Here is a 13,252-nt window from a genome sequence, read left to right on the forward strand (position 1 = left end):
TCCATGAGTAAATTTAAGTTAAAACGAGTGGGTTTAATTGCCTCTATCGTCTTAGTCATCGTGATCATCGGCGGAATCTTCGGCGGCCTTGAGGCCAAAAAGCACCAGGCAGTCGACAGCAACGACTATAATAAAATTAAAAGTAGTCACGTGATGCGCTGGGGTGTAAAGGGTGATACGCGTTTGTTTGGTCTGATCAGTCCGAAAACTGGTCAAAGTGAAGGCTTCGACGTTGATATGGCACGTGCCATTACCGCCCAAATGGCTAAAAACGCTGGAACGAAAATTAAGCCCGAATTCACTTCGGTTACCACTAATTCGAAAATTCAGTTACTAAAGAACCATCAGGTAGAGGCGGTCGCCGCTACCATGACTATCACCCCTGAACGTGCCAAAGTGATTGATTTTACTAAACCGTATTTCCCGGCTGGACAATCCATCTTGGTTAAAAAAGATTCACCAATCAAAGACATTAAGCAGTTAAACAGTCCGAAGTACACCGTGATCACCACGATTGGGACCACTGCAGTTCAGACCATGAAGCAGTTCGCACCCAAGGCTAAAGTCATCTCAATGCCAGATAACTCTCAGGCCCTAAGTGCCCTTGAGTCTGGTCAAGGTGTTGCCGTTACCACCGATAACGCCATTTTATATGGTTTAGCCGATCAAAATCGATCCACCAAAGTTGTTGGAAAACCATTTACCAACCAGCCTTACGGGTTGGCCATGAACAAGAATCAACCAGAATTAAAGTCCGCCATGAACAAGGCATTGGAACAAGTCATTGCCAACGGTACCTATAACAAATTGATTAAAAAATGGTTCTCAAACGTTCCTGGATTAGATTGGAGGAGTCTAGAAAAATGATAAATATCTTTCTTGAAAATTGGAAAACCCTATTAGACGGCTTCTGGATCACCATCTTGTCCTCAATCGTTGGCCTAGTAGGATCCTTAGTCTTGGGAACCATCTTCGCCCTCCTAGAGATGGCGCCCAATAAATTTCTGAAGTTCATTGGGAGTGCGTTTGTGGAATTCTTCCGTAACATCCCACTCCTAGTTATCACCCTCTTCTTCTACGTGGTGGTCGCCGCTGACTTTCACATTTCAGGATTCTGGTCCGGAACCATCGGTCTGATCCTCTATACCTCCGCCTTCATCGCTGAATGTATCCGAGGTGGAGTCGACTCGGTTGATCCAGGCCAGATGGAAGGGGCTCGAGCCAACGGACTTACGTACACTCAGGCCATGGTTCAGGTGGTCTTGCCACAAGGCTTTAAACTGGCAATTCCATCACTTGGAAACCAATTCATTAATCTAGTTAAAAACTCATCGATTCTGTCATTCGTGGCCGGATTTGATTTAATGTATCAAGCCAACGTTATTTCGGGTGCAAACCTAGATCCGTTCAACACCTACATCATCGTTGGAATTATGTACTTGATTATCACCGTCTCCGTTTCTAAGTGCATGAGCATCATTGAAAGTAAAGTGAATGGGGGTGCCACAGAATGAGTGGAGCATTTAGTTTAATTAACATGCATTACTTACTGGGTGGTCTAGTTGTCACCATCGTAGTTTCGGTAATTTCAATCCTAATCAGTTTCGTGTTAGGAACCTTAATTGGAATCATTCTATTTGAAAAGGTCCCCTACTTCACCAAAACGGTTCGGTTCATTTCTAATACCATTCGAAACCTGCCCCTCTTGCTTCTGATCTTCTTCACTTTCTTTGCTTTACCAAAGCTAGGAGTGGAATTGAACGCTTTTGCGGCCACCGTCGTTGCCATGTCGGTCTTTGAAGCCAGCATGGTTGGTGAGATTATCCGTGGTGGTCTTCTCTCAGTTGGTGCTGATCAAGCTGAGGGAGCCCTCTCAACCGGGATGAATAAGGTTCAGACCCTCTGGCACATTCTTTTGCCCCAGGCTCTAAAGAAATCGATTCCTCCCCTTATCTCCCAATTCATTTCACTAGTTAAGGACACTTCGTTGGCCACTGCCATTGTGCTCCCAGAATTAACCTTCCGATCACAAGTTATTTACGGACAGAACCCCAACTACATGATTCCCATGTTCATTACCATCGCGATCATGTACTTCATTATCAACTACGGTCTTTCATTACTTGCGAAATGGTTTGACAAAAGAATGGTTTAAGCACAAATCGCTTCCCTTTCTTTTAATTTTGAGCTACATTAAAAGAGGGCATATGGGAGGTTAGTGCATGTTTACAAACAAAATTAAAATTACTGCCACGATGACAAGTAAGAATCAAATCACGATTCCGAAAACTGTCCGTGACATTCTCGATCTCAAGCAGAACGATCAGCTTGAGTTTACGATTCAAAAAGATGGTTCGATCACGATTGCACCCAAAGAGTCTTTTGAGGACTTCTGGAAAATCGTGGAGGACCAGGAAAAGAAATACGGTAATGTCAGCAGTCCCGAAACGGACTGGGGTCCTGACCAAGGGTCGGAGGTTATCGATTAATGAATTGTAAACAAGGCGAAATTTACTTCGTCAATCTTGAACCAGCACTTGGCACTGAAACGAAGAAAAAGCGGCCATGTTTGGTGGTTAGTAACAATCACTACAATCGTTTAATGAACACGGTGATTGTGATTCCAATTAGTTCATCAGAGAAGTACTTAGAAGAAAAAAAGTACGTTAAATCACCGCTTTACTTCCAGGTTAACAACAAGAAAATTCACGGAACGGCCATGTTACAGCACGTTCGAACCGTGGACATGGAAGTTAGAAGTGAAACTAAGCTGGTTGCAAAGTTGGATGATCGTGATATGCGAAAGATTACAAATAACATTAAACAGTTCTTTTAGAAGAAATAAAGAGGTCACACAACTGTGTGACCTCTTTATTTTGCAGATTGATTCTTAGTAAAAATAATTAGTGTATTTATCATATGAGATAAAATAATTAATAGAGTAATTAATTTTGCCAAAGCGTACGCTATAATAAAAAAAGCTAATCATAACTGATTAGCTCACCCAAAAAACCGCACCAAACTTGCGAATATGGAAGAGATGCTAGGACATCTCTTCCTTTTTTATTACATGTTAATTTTACGATTTAGGATAAAATTTGTCAATAACTAAACCACCAGATAATTCTTTTAAAGGAACTAAAGTTGCATATTTAATTATGTGTCTACAACACTACCAAGCCAAAGTTCTTACGTAACATTATGTCAAGATAATGATCCCAAAAAGTGATTGTAGAATGATAATCTAATCGCTATCCTTAATTAAACACATTCAATCACTTATTAAGGGGATAATTACTCATGAAAACCAAAGAACTCGTCTATGATGCATTATTTGCGGCCATCGTCATCGTTTTAGGCCTCTTTCCACCAATCACACTGCCATTCATCCCAGTCCCAATCACACTTCAAAGCATGGGCGTCATGCTACAAGGCAGCTTTCTTGGCAAGAAGAATGGCTTCATCAGTTCCCTGCTGGTGGTAATCCTTGTGCTAATTGGTCTGCCAGTCCTTTCTGGCGGACGAGGTGGCCTAGGTATTCTAACTGGACCCACTGGCGGATACTTTATCATCTGGCCCATCGCAGCCTTTGTCATCGGCTACCTAGTTGAAAAGTTATGGAAGAAGATTAACTTCTGGAAATACCTCATTGTGAATATTATTGGTGGAATCATTCTGATCGACTTTTTTGGTGCCTTATATCTCTCAGTAATTGTTCACATGTCAGTCATGGCTGCCCTGATTTCAAATCTCGCGTTCATCCCCGGCGATTTCATCAAAGCCGTTATTGTTAGTCTAATCTGTGTCGCCACCAAAAAAATCAGTCTCATAGCGCAAATTAAACATGAATAACTTTATCTTCGGTTCATACGTTGACAACCACTCATTTCTCAATCGGTTAGATCCGCGGACTAAACTCATTTCCATCACCATCATAACCATGGCTTTTATGTGGACAACTACCCCATTTCAACTCGGAATGAACGTTTTAGTTTTACTTTTGTTGTATTACTTGGCCCAAATCAAACTCGGAATGGCATTCAGTTCAATCAAACCCATTTTATTCATCTTAGTGTTTATCTTAATTTATCATGGAATCTTTCCGAGTCACCACTTGAGTCTCAACCACGTCAACATCAGTGGCTGGTTGGATGGACTTCAACTTTGTATCAAAATCATCCTCATGATCCTGGTCGCCGCTCTCCTATCATTTACCACGAGTTCAACCGAACTGGCACAGGGAATGGAACGCTTACTCAGTCCGCTGCGATTCTTCCATGTTCCGGTAGCACAACTTTCGCTCATGGTGACCCTCACTCTACAATTCGTACCCATCATTTTAAATGAATTAAACGACATTAAAACCGCTCAAATCAGTCGTGGAGTTGACTTCTCTCCAGCAAAACTAACGAAGAAAATCCAACTCCACGTTCAACTCATCATTCCGTTGTTATACACTGTTATCAATCGGGCCGACAAGGTTTCCGACGCGTTAGACGCCCGCGGCTACGCAACTAATTCCAAAATCACTCGTTATCATGAAACCCATTTTAGGAAATTAGATGGTTGGTTCTCACTTGCCATCACGATTTATTTAGTAGTAATCCTCACTATTGGGTCATTTTAAAGCTATCTTTTATCATCTTTTGAACCTGTTTTGAATCCACGTCACCCAACACAATCGTGATCCAGTGTTCCTTATTCATATGATAGGCCGGTAAATAGCCCTTCGATTGTTTCAAAAGACCAGCAACGTCTGGATCTACCTTCACGTCCAGTACGTCAATTTCATCGGTTCCATCTAATCCTAGGCGGTCTTTGGGAACGTCCATAATCAGAGCAAACCACTTTTGGTCGTCCTTGTGGCGAAATGCCAAGTACTGTGGGTATTCCTTAAAGGGATGATCTGGTTCAATGTCAAATTGCTTTTTAATGGATTTGATGACATCATCACGTGTCTGCATTTTAATCACCAAGTCCATTCTTGACTTGATATTCATGATTGAATTCTGAGACGGTCTTCATGGCGTTCATCACGTCGGTTGGAGTGACAGAGACTGGCAGATTAACCATGGTATCACTTGGATCACATGCCTGCGTAGCAGCCTTCATTAACTCTTCATCACTGGCAGTTCCCAATTTTAAGTCTTCCAACGTGGTTGGCAACCCAAATTCTAAGTCGAAGCTCAAATACTTCTCGAAGCGCCGATGATCTGAACCAGTCAAGACGAGTTCACATAGAGTTCCAAAGGCAACTTTCTGGCCATGGGATAATTGGTCAATTTCCCCACTTAAGGCCGTAAAACCATTGTAAATAGCGTGTGCGGCAGCTAATCCGCCACTTTCAAACCCAATTCCACTAAGAAGCGTATTGGCTTCAACGATCTTATCAAGTTCTGGGGTTGCCGAACCCACTACATTTGAGGCTACCGCTAGACTTCCATACTTGAACAGTGTCTGTTCACACTTTTGTCCAATCGCTTCTCCAGCCAAAGTCGATTTTCCACCCAGCATGTTAGTCCCATCGGACTTCCGGGTGTCGGTTGCTTCAACGTTAGTAGCCATAGCGTCCGCCATTCCAGCAATCAAGAATTTCACCGGAGCATGACTGATGACCTTCGTATCCAAAATAACCATGTCAGGATTTTTCTTGTAAAAGCGATAGTGGTCAAACTGACCATTGTCCGTATAAATCACCGAAAGACGCGAGCACGGAGCGTCGGTAGAAGCAATCGTTGGTGCAATCACAACGGTAGTATTCAGGTTATCCGCAATGGCCTTCGCACTGTCGGAGACTTTTCCACCACCAAGCCCAATCACAACGTTATCACCGTTAGTTTGGCCAATCTTAGTTACCCGATCAATCTCACTTTCTGATGATTCACCCGTAAAATTAACCACTTCCACGTCAAAATCGTTCTTTTTTAAGTACTCTGCAAAGTCATTACCAATAATTTTTAAGACCGACGGACTTGATAGTAACAGTACCTTCTTACCAAATTTACCAATGCGATCAGCGCTGTGCATCAAGACATCCGGTCCTTGAACATAGTTACTGGGACTCGCAAATAATTTAACCATCTCAATCACTCCTTCTTAAGTTGGTTTAATTATATTATTCACAAACTATGAAGTAAACCATTTGAAAAATTTACATAATAAAAAAGAAGTTGAGACATCTATCTCAACTTCTTTTTTCTATACCTTACCTAAATTGTTAAAGTACTCAACCTTAATGTCCTTATCGGTAATAATCAGCTTGGTAATACTACCATTCTTAGCTGGTTCTCCGATATCCAAGGCTGGATTATAACGGTCAACGATGGAACGAATGGTCATTCCGTGAGAAACAATCAAGATCTTGTCGCCATCTTTCGTATTTTCACGAATTCGATCAATCCCACGGTCAACCCGCTTCCAGAATGTCTTGTTGTCTTCGGCGTTATTATACAAATCAGCCTTTGCGATCAAGTCCCGAGCTTTCTCCAGACCAAAATTCTTAAGTACCCCAGCTTCAGACGTGGTCTTTACCTGTTCACCAACGAATTGCCACATCTGTTCCAGGTTTTCTCCTTCAAAATATCCGTGAAATTGTTCTCGCAATTCTGGAAACTGGTAACTAATGATGTTGATGTTATTATTGTTAGCTTGCAGAATGTGGTGGGCGGTCTGAATGGCACGTCCCGAATCACTACTAAAAGCCGCATCAAAATTAATGTCCTTTAGTCTCTCACCAGCATTATCAGCGTCTTCCAAACCCTTCTTGGTTAACGGTGAATCAATCCATCCCTGAACCTTGTTGTACAGGTTCATATAAGTTTGTCCATGTCGTACTAGATATGCAGTTACTTTCATTGTTATTACCTCACTCGTTTTCTTAACACTAACCTAATTATAACAAAAAAGCATTCCCAAAGTGTTTTGGGAATGCTAGTTTTTATTTATTTCGTTTGCGGTAGAAGAACCACTCTGAGAAAGCGCCAATGATTCCAATCAGGGTCAGAATTAATCCAAGAATTAGTCCTGGAGTTCGGTAATGGAAGTGAAGCGTGTGCTTTCCAGGTTTCAACTTCAAACCTGTCATTCCATCACCAACCATTAATGTTTTGACCTTCTTGCCATTTTCGGTCACATGCCATCCCTTATCGTACGGAATACTCAACATCAGTACGTTTCGTTTTGGCGTGGTCTTAACGTGACCAGTAAAATCAGATCCAGAAAGTTTCAGGTTTTCGGGATGATCAATTTGCAACTTGTAGAGTTGTGTCTCATTAACAAATTTATTAAAGGCAGCGTTATCAAGTCCAGAGAAGCTTCTAAGCAAGCTCTTCTCCTTGATTGCATCCGTTACAACCAGTTTTACGGTATACTTTTCACCCTTTTTAAAGTGACCCAAGTAAACATTTTCGGTTCCAAGCATCTTGTATCTGTCAGGAAGCGGCTTACCATTTACGAAGATCTGATCATTATACAAATTGGCATTAGCCAAGTACATGTACTGATTCCCGGTAATGGTTGGATTAATCGTAAGATGATACTCATATCCATCAATTTGGTCCATTAACTTCGTGTTATAAGAGGTAGGCATCTTGTAGTGCCGTTTATTGGAACTATTCACGGTGACTTGAGCCCGATACATATACTTCTTCTTAGTCCCAGCTTCATGCTGGACAAACTTGTTTAAGTTAATGAAGACGTGGTTCTTTTTCAGCTTCGTCTTAACGATCTGATCTGAAACGGCATAACCAAGACCACTAAATCGGTTATCCTTCTTATTAACGGCCTGCCCATTTGGCAAGATTGTCAGATGATTAGTAATCCCCAGCAGTTGATCTGTAACGGGTGAACTACCAATGACACTGACTCTTCGAACGTTTCGTGATGATAATCCAAGTTTAGAGAGAACGTCCTGCGTATGCATGTTCAGCGTAGAACTGTAACCACTTACCCCTCTGAAATTAAAGATAATGGAATCATTATATTGATTATAGGCTTGATTAATAATATGACTGTAAATCTGATTGTCGACGTCATTTCGATGGAAAGTTGTCTGGTCCTTCTTATTATCAATCTTTCGATCAATAATTCCTTTTGACTGGTTATAGGCGTTCTCAAAACGCTTCTGATTACCAAACGAAGCACTTTGTCTGACACCGTTAACCAGTTCGCCTTGAAGCGAAAGATAGAGGTTGACACCCATTTCAACACACAAAACGGCGAAAATCAGGTACCAAATCTTCTTGCCATAGCGATTAGCGGCTACTAGCAATCCGGTCGTCAGTGCCACAAAGACTATGGCAATCAACAGATGGGTGTTGCTAACAATCAACTGATTATTTACCTGTTGCATATGGTTAAAGAAAATAATGATATCAGCGCAAATGTAGCCAATCACGAGTAATCCAGCCACAATCGACCCAGCCGTTATGACAACCCGATTATTCTTAAACGCGCCATTAATATAGGCCTCGTAGGCAAACATAATCATTACGAATCCAAACATGAAGGCTTCACGATACGGGAAGCCCGCTGGATTTTGGAACATGTGCCAAATGGTGTTAAAGGTAGTAATCCACATGCCTAAGAAAATGGCACCCACCAACCAAAATGAAGCGTGTTTTTGTCGTTTCGAAATCTTTTTAGAGAACCAGAATACCAGTAATCCCATGATAAAGATGGTTCCCACAAAAATACTAGGGTCATGTGATAAGCGTCCCATAAAGTTGTTGGCGCCCACCCCTAAATTAGCGAAGACAGCCGGACTAAACCTTGGGTACGGAAGAAAATCCCAAATCTTGAAGAGCCCTTTACTAGTCGAGAGCATCCCCACAATTGATGGAATTAACATGAAACCAGATAATAAGGCAGCAATGATCGAACTGATCACGTACTTGCACGTCATGGAACCGCGGACCTTCAAATAGTGCCAAAAGCCCGTTTTAGTAGGACGATTCAAGAAGACTAGGTAAACAAAGTAGATTACGGAGTAGATACATAACATGTATCCCATGTAGTAATTCATGATGATGATCGCTGTCAGAGCAACTACATAACCACCCCACTTGCCCTTATAGAAAAGACGTTCAATCCCAAGGGTTAAGAGTGGGAGAATCATCAAGGCTTCGAGCCACATGAAATCGTAGAAATAGAGTGCCACGTAACCACATAAACTGTACGCAACGGCTGCCATGATCTGCATCATGTCCTGTCTTTGGTACTTTACCTTCAAGAAGAAGGCCATTGACCAGCCAATCAGACCGATCTTAATCAAGATGATGATTGATATCAGAATTGGCAAGTGAATCACGCTGAACCACGAGACTAGCAGGTTCAACGGACTCATGAGGTAATAGGTATAGATTGGCACCGTATTGTCACCAATGGATACCAAGAATGAGTATGAACTCAGAGTATGATGCAGCATTTGATCACGAAGTAGCTTAAAAAATGGCATGTATTGGGTGAGTAAGTCACTCAATAATAAGTTATGATTACCGAACGGCGTGATTCCATAAATGGCAAATACGATACAAGCAACGATAACTGGGATGATGAACGCTGCCGCATAGTATTTCCAAACATGCATTTTCTTTTTCATAAATAAAATTTCCCTCTATATTAAGTATTTGTAAAAATATGTAACTAAATCTCATTGTATTATATTTTTGTGACGCAACCTAACAAATGTGACTATTTTTAAAAATGTTTTTATGGTTTAAATTTTTCAATTCAAGCCGTTCATGCCCAATTCCCAACGCTTCGGTACTAAGATACGTCAAATCACCACTTAATCATTCCCTTTTTCAATTAATCTTCCTAATATTCTACCCCGCCAAATCTCAAAGGGTGGCTTATTTCTTAAATTTTGGTAAAATGAATTTAAGCTTAGGCTAATAAATAAAAAAGGAGTGTGTATATGTTTAGTAAAACAAAGGGCTTTGATCCGTTTTCATTGGTTATTGGAATCCTGAGTGTGATTTTGTCACTCTTCATTTTAAAAAATCCATTGAACTCATTTAAAGCATTGGTTTTCGTAATTGCTATCCTATCGATCGTTGAAGGTATCTTCAAGATCGCTGAAATTTCTCAACTGGACCGATCATTAGGAATGTCACCAGTTTGGCTAATCATTAACGGTGTACTTGATATCATCATTGGTATCTTAATCTTCTTAGATCCAGCCGTTGGTGGAATCTACATCTGGCTGATGTTATCAATCTGGTTCATCGTCGATTCACTGTTCGAACTATGGTACAGTCGTTTTGCTGAGAGAAACCACAAGGGTTACTTCTGGTTTGAAGTTATCCTTGGAATCGTTGGTTTAATCTTAGGGATTGCCCTATTATTCCAACCAGCCATGGCAATGTCCGTTGCATTATTCCTAGTAGCATTCTACTTCATGTTCTTCGGAATTTTGTTAATTGTTCGTTCATTCTAGGCCAAAATAAAAGATCGCGAATTCGCGATCTTTTTTTATGCCATTAATTATTTACGGTCCTTGTTTGGTTCTTCAGGACGGTCACTACGTTCAATGTGTTTATGGATTTCTTTACCCTTAGTTGAACGGTTTTCATGGCCACGATCCTTTTTATGATCGTCTTTTTCTAATTTATGCAATAAGTCTTTTTCTTGTTTTTCACTAGGTCTTCTGTCACTCATACTAAACCCTCCTCTTCTGTTTATACGTTCTTATTATATCATTATCACGAAGGCATTCATAAATAATCATTTCATAAAATGGATTAATTGCCTTTTAAAAAGATTAATGCTAATTTTTAAGTAACGAAGACGAAGGAGAAATCATTATGAAATATGGAGTTACCGCTGGAACAGGTCGTTTCGGCGAACGTGCAATTATGGGCTTAATCCGACTGGTGCCAGTTGAAGACATCGTCGTGATCGCAAGAAACACCGAGAAGGCCAAAAAAATGTATCCCGCTGGAGTTGAGATCAGAAGGGGTGATTACAACGACACCAAAAGTCTGGACAAGGCGTTTGATGGAATTGATAAGCTCCTTTTTGTCTCGTCACAACCGGATCCCAAGCATCCCCGCTACGTTCAACATGAAAACGTGGTGAATGCTGCCGTAAAAGCCAAGGTCAAATTCATTGCCTACACCAGTTTCCCCCACGCTAACATCGCCAAAGTTCCCTTAGCTGAGGATCATGCTAAAACCGAAAAATTAATCGCAGATACCGGAATTAAGCATTCCTTTCTACGCAATAACTGGTATCTAGAAAACGATGCTGACCTCATCAAACGGTCCGCTAACGGTGAAGACTTCATCTTCTCAGCTGGCGACGGTAAGGTTGGCTGGGCAGAAGAAAAATACTACGCTTATGCCGCTGCCAAGGTTTTGGCCAGTGATGAAAAGACGAAAGACGTCTACGAATTCTACGGAAATGAACACACTTACGCTGATCTAGCTGCTTCAGTGATCGCTAACACCAGCCAGGATTTTAAAGTTAAACTGTTAAACGACGAAAATTATCGCAAAGCACTGGCTGAACGGGGCTTTGAATCAGGCTCAATTGATTTCATGGTCAACGTTCAGGACATGATTCGTGCTGGTGTCCTTGACGAAAACATTGACGAGCAGGCCGTGAAGTTTGGTATGACTCACCAAGAAATTTTAGAAAACAACACGGACAATGATCCCGATCTACCTCAGGTCATCGGTAGACCCCTTCCCACTCTTGATGAGCAGGTCAAAGATCTACTGTCAGATAAACCATCATACGAAATTTAAAACCAAACTCCCTCGATGAAAGGGAGTTTTTTTAGTCCCATCGATTGCATGATTGAGTCAAGTGGTCTAACTTGAATGTTATTAACACTACCAATCAGATTCATTCTGAGAATCGAAGTGATCAAATGCGACAGGAATCCCTATTTGCCAATCCAGATCAAAACGAACCACTCGCAAGCCGGGTTCGTCCCAAGAACCTGGATCAGTTTGTCGGCCAACAGAACTTACTGGGCCACGGCAAAATTTTACGCGAATTAATTGAAAACGATCAGGTATCCTCCATGATCTTTTGGGGACCACCGGGAGTTGGCAAGACCACTTTAGCTGAAATCATTGCCAAAAAGACCCAATCAAATTTCTTTAGCTTTAGTGCCGCCGACAGTAGTATCAGTAAAATTAAAAAAATCATGCGTCAGGCTGAACAAGATCAGAAAGTAGGCCAGAAAACGATTGTTTTCGTGGATGAAATTCATCGCTTTAACAAGGCACAACAGGATGCTTTCCTTCCCTACGTTGAACAAGGAAGCATCATCTTAATCGGAGCAACGACCGAGAATCCATCGTTCGAGGTGAATTCAGCGTTGTTGTCACGTTGTAAGGTCTTCGTCTTACACGCTTTAAAGCCTGATGACATCGTCTCACTTTTAAACAATGCCATTAAGAATCCGAATGGCTTTGGGAAACAACACGTTCAGATCGGCAAAGATGAAATCAATGAGATTGCAGATTTTGCTAACGGAGACGCGCGCAAGGCCTTAAACACCCTGGAAATGGCAGTCTTAAATGGCGAACAAAAGGATGGCGTAACCACCATTACCCTCAACGACTTAAAACCGTTAATTAGTAATAAGTTCGTCTTGTATGACAAAAGCGGTGAAGAGCACTATAACATCATCTCCGCATTGCATAAATCCATGCGTAACAGTGACGTTGACGCCGCCATTTACTGGCTTTCACGGATGTTAGATGGTGGAGAAGATCCGCTATACATCGCCCGTCGACTAGTCCGCTTTGCGAGTGAAGACGTTGGCTTGGCTGACACGAACGCCTTAAACGTTGCCATTAATGTTTTTCAGGCCTGTCAGTTCTTGGGGATGCCCGAATGTGACGTCCACCTCGTTGAAGCCGTTACGTACCTGTCACTGGCTCCCAAATCAAATGCCCTTTATAAGGCCCGCTTGGCAGCAGCCAAAGACGTCAAAGAAACCGCCGATGACCCGGTACCACTTCAAATCAGAAATGCTCCAACAAAATTGATGAAAAACTTAGGCTATGGGAAGGGCTACGAACTGGCTCATAACTATAAGGATAAATTAACCACCATGAAGACGATGCCACCATCCGTAGCTGCTGGTCACGTGTACTACAAGCCGACCAGTCAAGGACATGAGGTTCGGTTTAAAGAACGTTTGGAACAAATCAAAAAATGGCATCAAGAACATGATCCCAAAAATTAATTTCCATCTTAAAAAGCTTTCAGCCCAATAATTGGAACTGAAAGC

Annotated in this window: 15 protein-coding genes; 10 read left to right on the plus strand and 5 right to left on the minus strand. The window is 41.6% G+C overall.

Annotation, left to right across the window (positions count from 1 at the left end; translation table 11 throughout):
- The first annotated feature begins 3 nt into the window (after positions 1-3).
- The 7 genes from AC6UD2_RS01270 (at position 4) to AC6UD2_RS01300 (ending at position 4,627) form a co-directional block, all read left to right on the plus strand.
- A complete protein-coding gene (locus tag AC6UD2_RS01270) occupies positions 4-867 on the plus strand; it encodes a transporter substrate-binding domain-containing protein (RefSeq protein WP_039143173.1) in 864 nt (287 codons plus the stop codon).
- The gene (locus AC6UD2_RS01275; protein WP_039143175.1) at positions 864-1,514 is read left to right on the plus strand and encodes an amino acid ABC transporter permease; all 651 of its coding nucleotides are present in this window, start codon (positions 864-866) and stop codon (positions 1,512-1,514) included. Before AC6UD2_RS01270 ends, AC6UD2_RS01275 begins: the two co-directional genes overlap by 4 nt.
- Positions 1,511-2,155, plus strand: a complete 645-nt coding sequence (locus AC6UD2_RS01280; RefSeq protein ID WP_010022470.1) for an amino acid ABC transporter permease — start codon at positions 1,511-1,513, stop codon at positions 2,153-2,155. Before AC6UD2_RS01275 ends, AC6UD2_RS01280 begins: the two co-directional genes overlap by 4 nt.
- A gap of 67 nt (positions 2,156-2,222) precedes the next feature.
- Entirely contained in the window at positions 2,223-2,489 is a 267-nt protein-coding gene (locus AC6UD2_RS01285) for an AbrB/MazE/SpoVT family DNA-binding domain-containing protein (protein WP_039143179.1), read from the plus strand.
- The gene (locus AC6UD2_RS01290; RefSeq protein WP_039143182.1) at positions 2,489-2,836 is read left to right on the plus strand and encodes a type II toxin-antitoxin system PemK/MazF family toxin; all 348 of its coding nucleotides are present in this window, start codon (positions 2,489-2,491) and stop codon (positions 2,834-2,836) included. The genes AC6UD2_RS01285 and AC6UD2_RS01290 overlap by 1 nt, the downstream gene beginning before the upstream one ends.
- A gap of 464 nt (positions 2,837-3,300) precedes the next feature.
- A complete protein-coding gene (locus AC6UD2_RS01295) occupies positions 3,301-3,852 on the plus strand; it encodes a biotin transporter BioY (protein WP_500697758.1) in 552 nt (183 codons plus the stop codon).
- Positions 3,845-4,627, plus strand: coding sequence for an energy-coupling factor transporter transmembrane component T family protein (locus AC6UD2_RS01300; protein ID WP_500697759.1), 783 nt, complete (start codon positions 3,845-3,847; stop codon positions 4,625-4,627). Before AC6UD2_RS01295 ends, AC6UD2_RS01300 begins: the two co-directional genes overlap by 8 nt.
- Here the strand turns inward: AC6UD2_RS01300 and AC6UD2_RS01305 are convergent.
- From AC6UD2_RS01305 to AC6UD2_RS01320, 4 genes are all read right to left on the minus strand, one after another.
- Positions 4,611-5,000: an MmcQ/YjbR family DNA-binding protein gene (locus AC6UD2_RS01305; RefSeq protein WP_500697760.1), complete on the minus strand. Its 390-nt coding sequence runs from the start codon at positions 4,998-5,000 to the stop codon at positions 4,611-4,613. The two genes, AC6UD2_RS01300 and AC6UD2_RS01305, sit on opposite strands and share 17 nt — an antisense overlap.
- A complete protein-coding gene (locus tag AC6UD2_RS01310) occupies positions 4,966-6,081 on the minus strand; it encodes a glycerol dehydrogenase (RefSeq protein ID WP_500697761.1) in 1,116 nt (371 codons plus the stop codon). The genes AC6UD2_RS01305 and AC6UD2_RS01310 overlap by 35 nt, the downstream gene beginning before the upstream one ends.
- 117 nt (positions 6,082-6,198) lie before the next feature.
- Positions 6,199-6,855: a histidine phosphatase family protein gene (locus AC6UD2_RS01315; RefSeq protein ID WP_010022459.1), complete on the minus strand. Its 657-nt coding sequence runs from the start codon at positions 6,853-6,855 to the stop codon at positions 6,199-6,201.
- 82 nt (positions 6,856-6,937) lie between these two features.
- Positions 6,938-9,598, minus strand: a complete 2,661-nt coding sequence (locus AC6UD2_RS01320) for a YfhO family protein (protein WP_500697762.1) — start codon at positions 9,596-9,598, stop codon at positions 6,938-6,940.
- A gap of 318 nt (positions 9,599-9,916) precedes the next feature.
- Between AC6UD2_RS01320 and AC6UD2_RS01325 the strand changes: the two genes are divergently transcribed.
- The gene (locus tag AC6UD2_RS01325) at positions 9,917-10,438 is read left to right on the plus strand and encodes an HdeD family acid-resistance protein (protein WP_500697763.1); all 522 of its coding nucleotides are present in this window, start codon (positions 9,917-9,919) and stop codon (positions 10,436-10,438) included.
- Between the two features lie 47 nt (positions 10,439-10,485).
- Here AC6UD2_RS01325 and AC6UD2_RS01330 read toward each other — a convergent pair whose 3' ends face one another.
- A complete protein-coding gene (locus AC6UD2_RS01330) occupies positions 10,486-10,659 on the minus strand; it encodes a hypothetical protein (RefSeq protein WP_156112319.1) in 174 nt (57 codons plus the stop codon).
- 146 nt (positions 10,660-10,805) lie between these two features.
- Between AC6UD2_RS01330 and AC6UD2_RS01335 the strand changes: the two genes are divergently transcribed.
- Together AC6UD2_RS01335 and AC6UD2_RS01340 are read left to right on the plus strand one after the other, a co-directional pair.
- The gene (locus tag AC6UD2_RS01335; protein WP_500697764.1) at positions 10,806-11,750 is read left to right on the plus strand and encodes an NAD(P)H-binding protein; all 945 of its coding nucleotides are present in this window, start codon (positions 10,806-10,808) and stop codon (positions 11,748-11,750) included.
- Between the two features lie 125 nt (positions 11,751-11,875).
- Positions 11,876-13,207: a replication-associated recombination protein A gene (locus tag AC6UD2_RS01340; RefSeq protein WP_500697927.1), complete on the plus strand. Its 1,332-nt coding sequence runs from the start codon at positions 11,876-11,878 to the stop codon at positions 13,205-13,207.
- Positions 13,208-13,252 lie beyond the last annotated feature (45 nt).

This window comes from Fructilactobacillus sp. X2R5C2 (genome assembly GCF_059901375.1).

Excerpts from the sequence above, each read along its gene's own strand:
- AC6UD2_RS01270 (WP_039143173.1), top strand. The coding sequence starts at position 4 with ATGAGTAAATTTAAGTTAAAACGAGTGGGTTTAATTGCCTCTATCGTC.
- AC6UD2_RS01275 (WP_039143175.1), top strand. The coding sequence starts at position 864 with ATGATAAATATCTTTCTTGAAAATTGGAAAACCCTATTAGACGGCTTC.
- AC6UD2_RS01280 (WP_010022470.1), top strand. The coding sequence starts at position 1,511 with ATGAGTGGAGCATTTAGTTTAATTAACATGCATTACTTACTGGGTGGT.
- AC6UD2_RS01285 (WP_039143179.1), top strand. The coding sequence starts at position 2,223 with ATGTTTACAAACAAAATTAAAATTACTGCCACGATGACAAGTAAGAAT.
- AC6UD2_RS01290 (WP_039143182.1), top strand. The coding sequence starts at position 2,489 with ATGAATTGTAAACAAGGCGAAATTTACTTCGTCAATCTTGAACCAGCA.
- AC6UD2_RS01295 (WP_500697758.1), top strand. The coding sequence starts at position 3,301 with ATGAAAACCAAAGAACTCGTCTATGATGCATTATTTGCGGCCATCGTC.
- AC6UD2_RS01300 (WP_500697759.1), top strand. The coding sequence starts at position 3,845 with ATGAATAACTTTATCTTCGGTTCATACGTTGACAACCACTCATTTCTC.
- AC6UD2_RS01305 (WP_500697760.1), bottom strand. The coding sequence starts at position 5,000 with ATGAATATCAAGTCAAGAATGGACTTGGTGATTAAAATGCAGACACGT.
- AC6UD2_RS01310 (WP_500697761.1), bottom strand. The coding sequence starts at position 6,081 with ATGGTTAAATTATTTGCGAGTCCCAGTAACTATGTTCAAGGACCGGAT.
- AC6UD2_RS01315 (WP_010022459.1), bottom strand. The coding sequence starts at position 6,855 with ATGAAAGTAACTGCATATCTAGTACGACATGGACAAACTTATATGAAC.
- AC6UD2_RS01320 (WP_500697762.1), bottom strand. The coding sequence starts at position 9,598 with ATGAAAAAGAAAATGCATGTTTGGAAATACTATGCGGCAGCGTTCATC.
- AC6UD2_RS01325 (WP_500697763.1), top strand. The coding sequence starts at position 9,917 with ATGTTTAGTAAAACAAAGGGCTTTGATCCGTTTTCATTGGTTATTGGA.
- AC6UD2_RS01330 (WP_156112319.1), bottom strand. The coding sequence starts at position 10,659 with ATGAGTGACAGAAGACCTAGTGAAAAACAAGAAAAAGACTTATTGCAT.
- AC6UD2_RS01335 (WP_500697764.1), top strand. The coding sequence starts at position 10,806 with ATGAAATATGGAGTTACCGCTGGAACAGGTCGTTTCGGCGAACGTGCA.
- AC6UD2_RS01340 (WP_500697927.1), top strand. The coding sequence starts at position 11,876 with ATGCGACAGGAATCCCTATTTGCCAATCCAGATCAAAACGAACCACTC.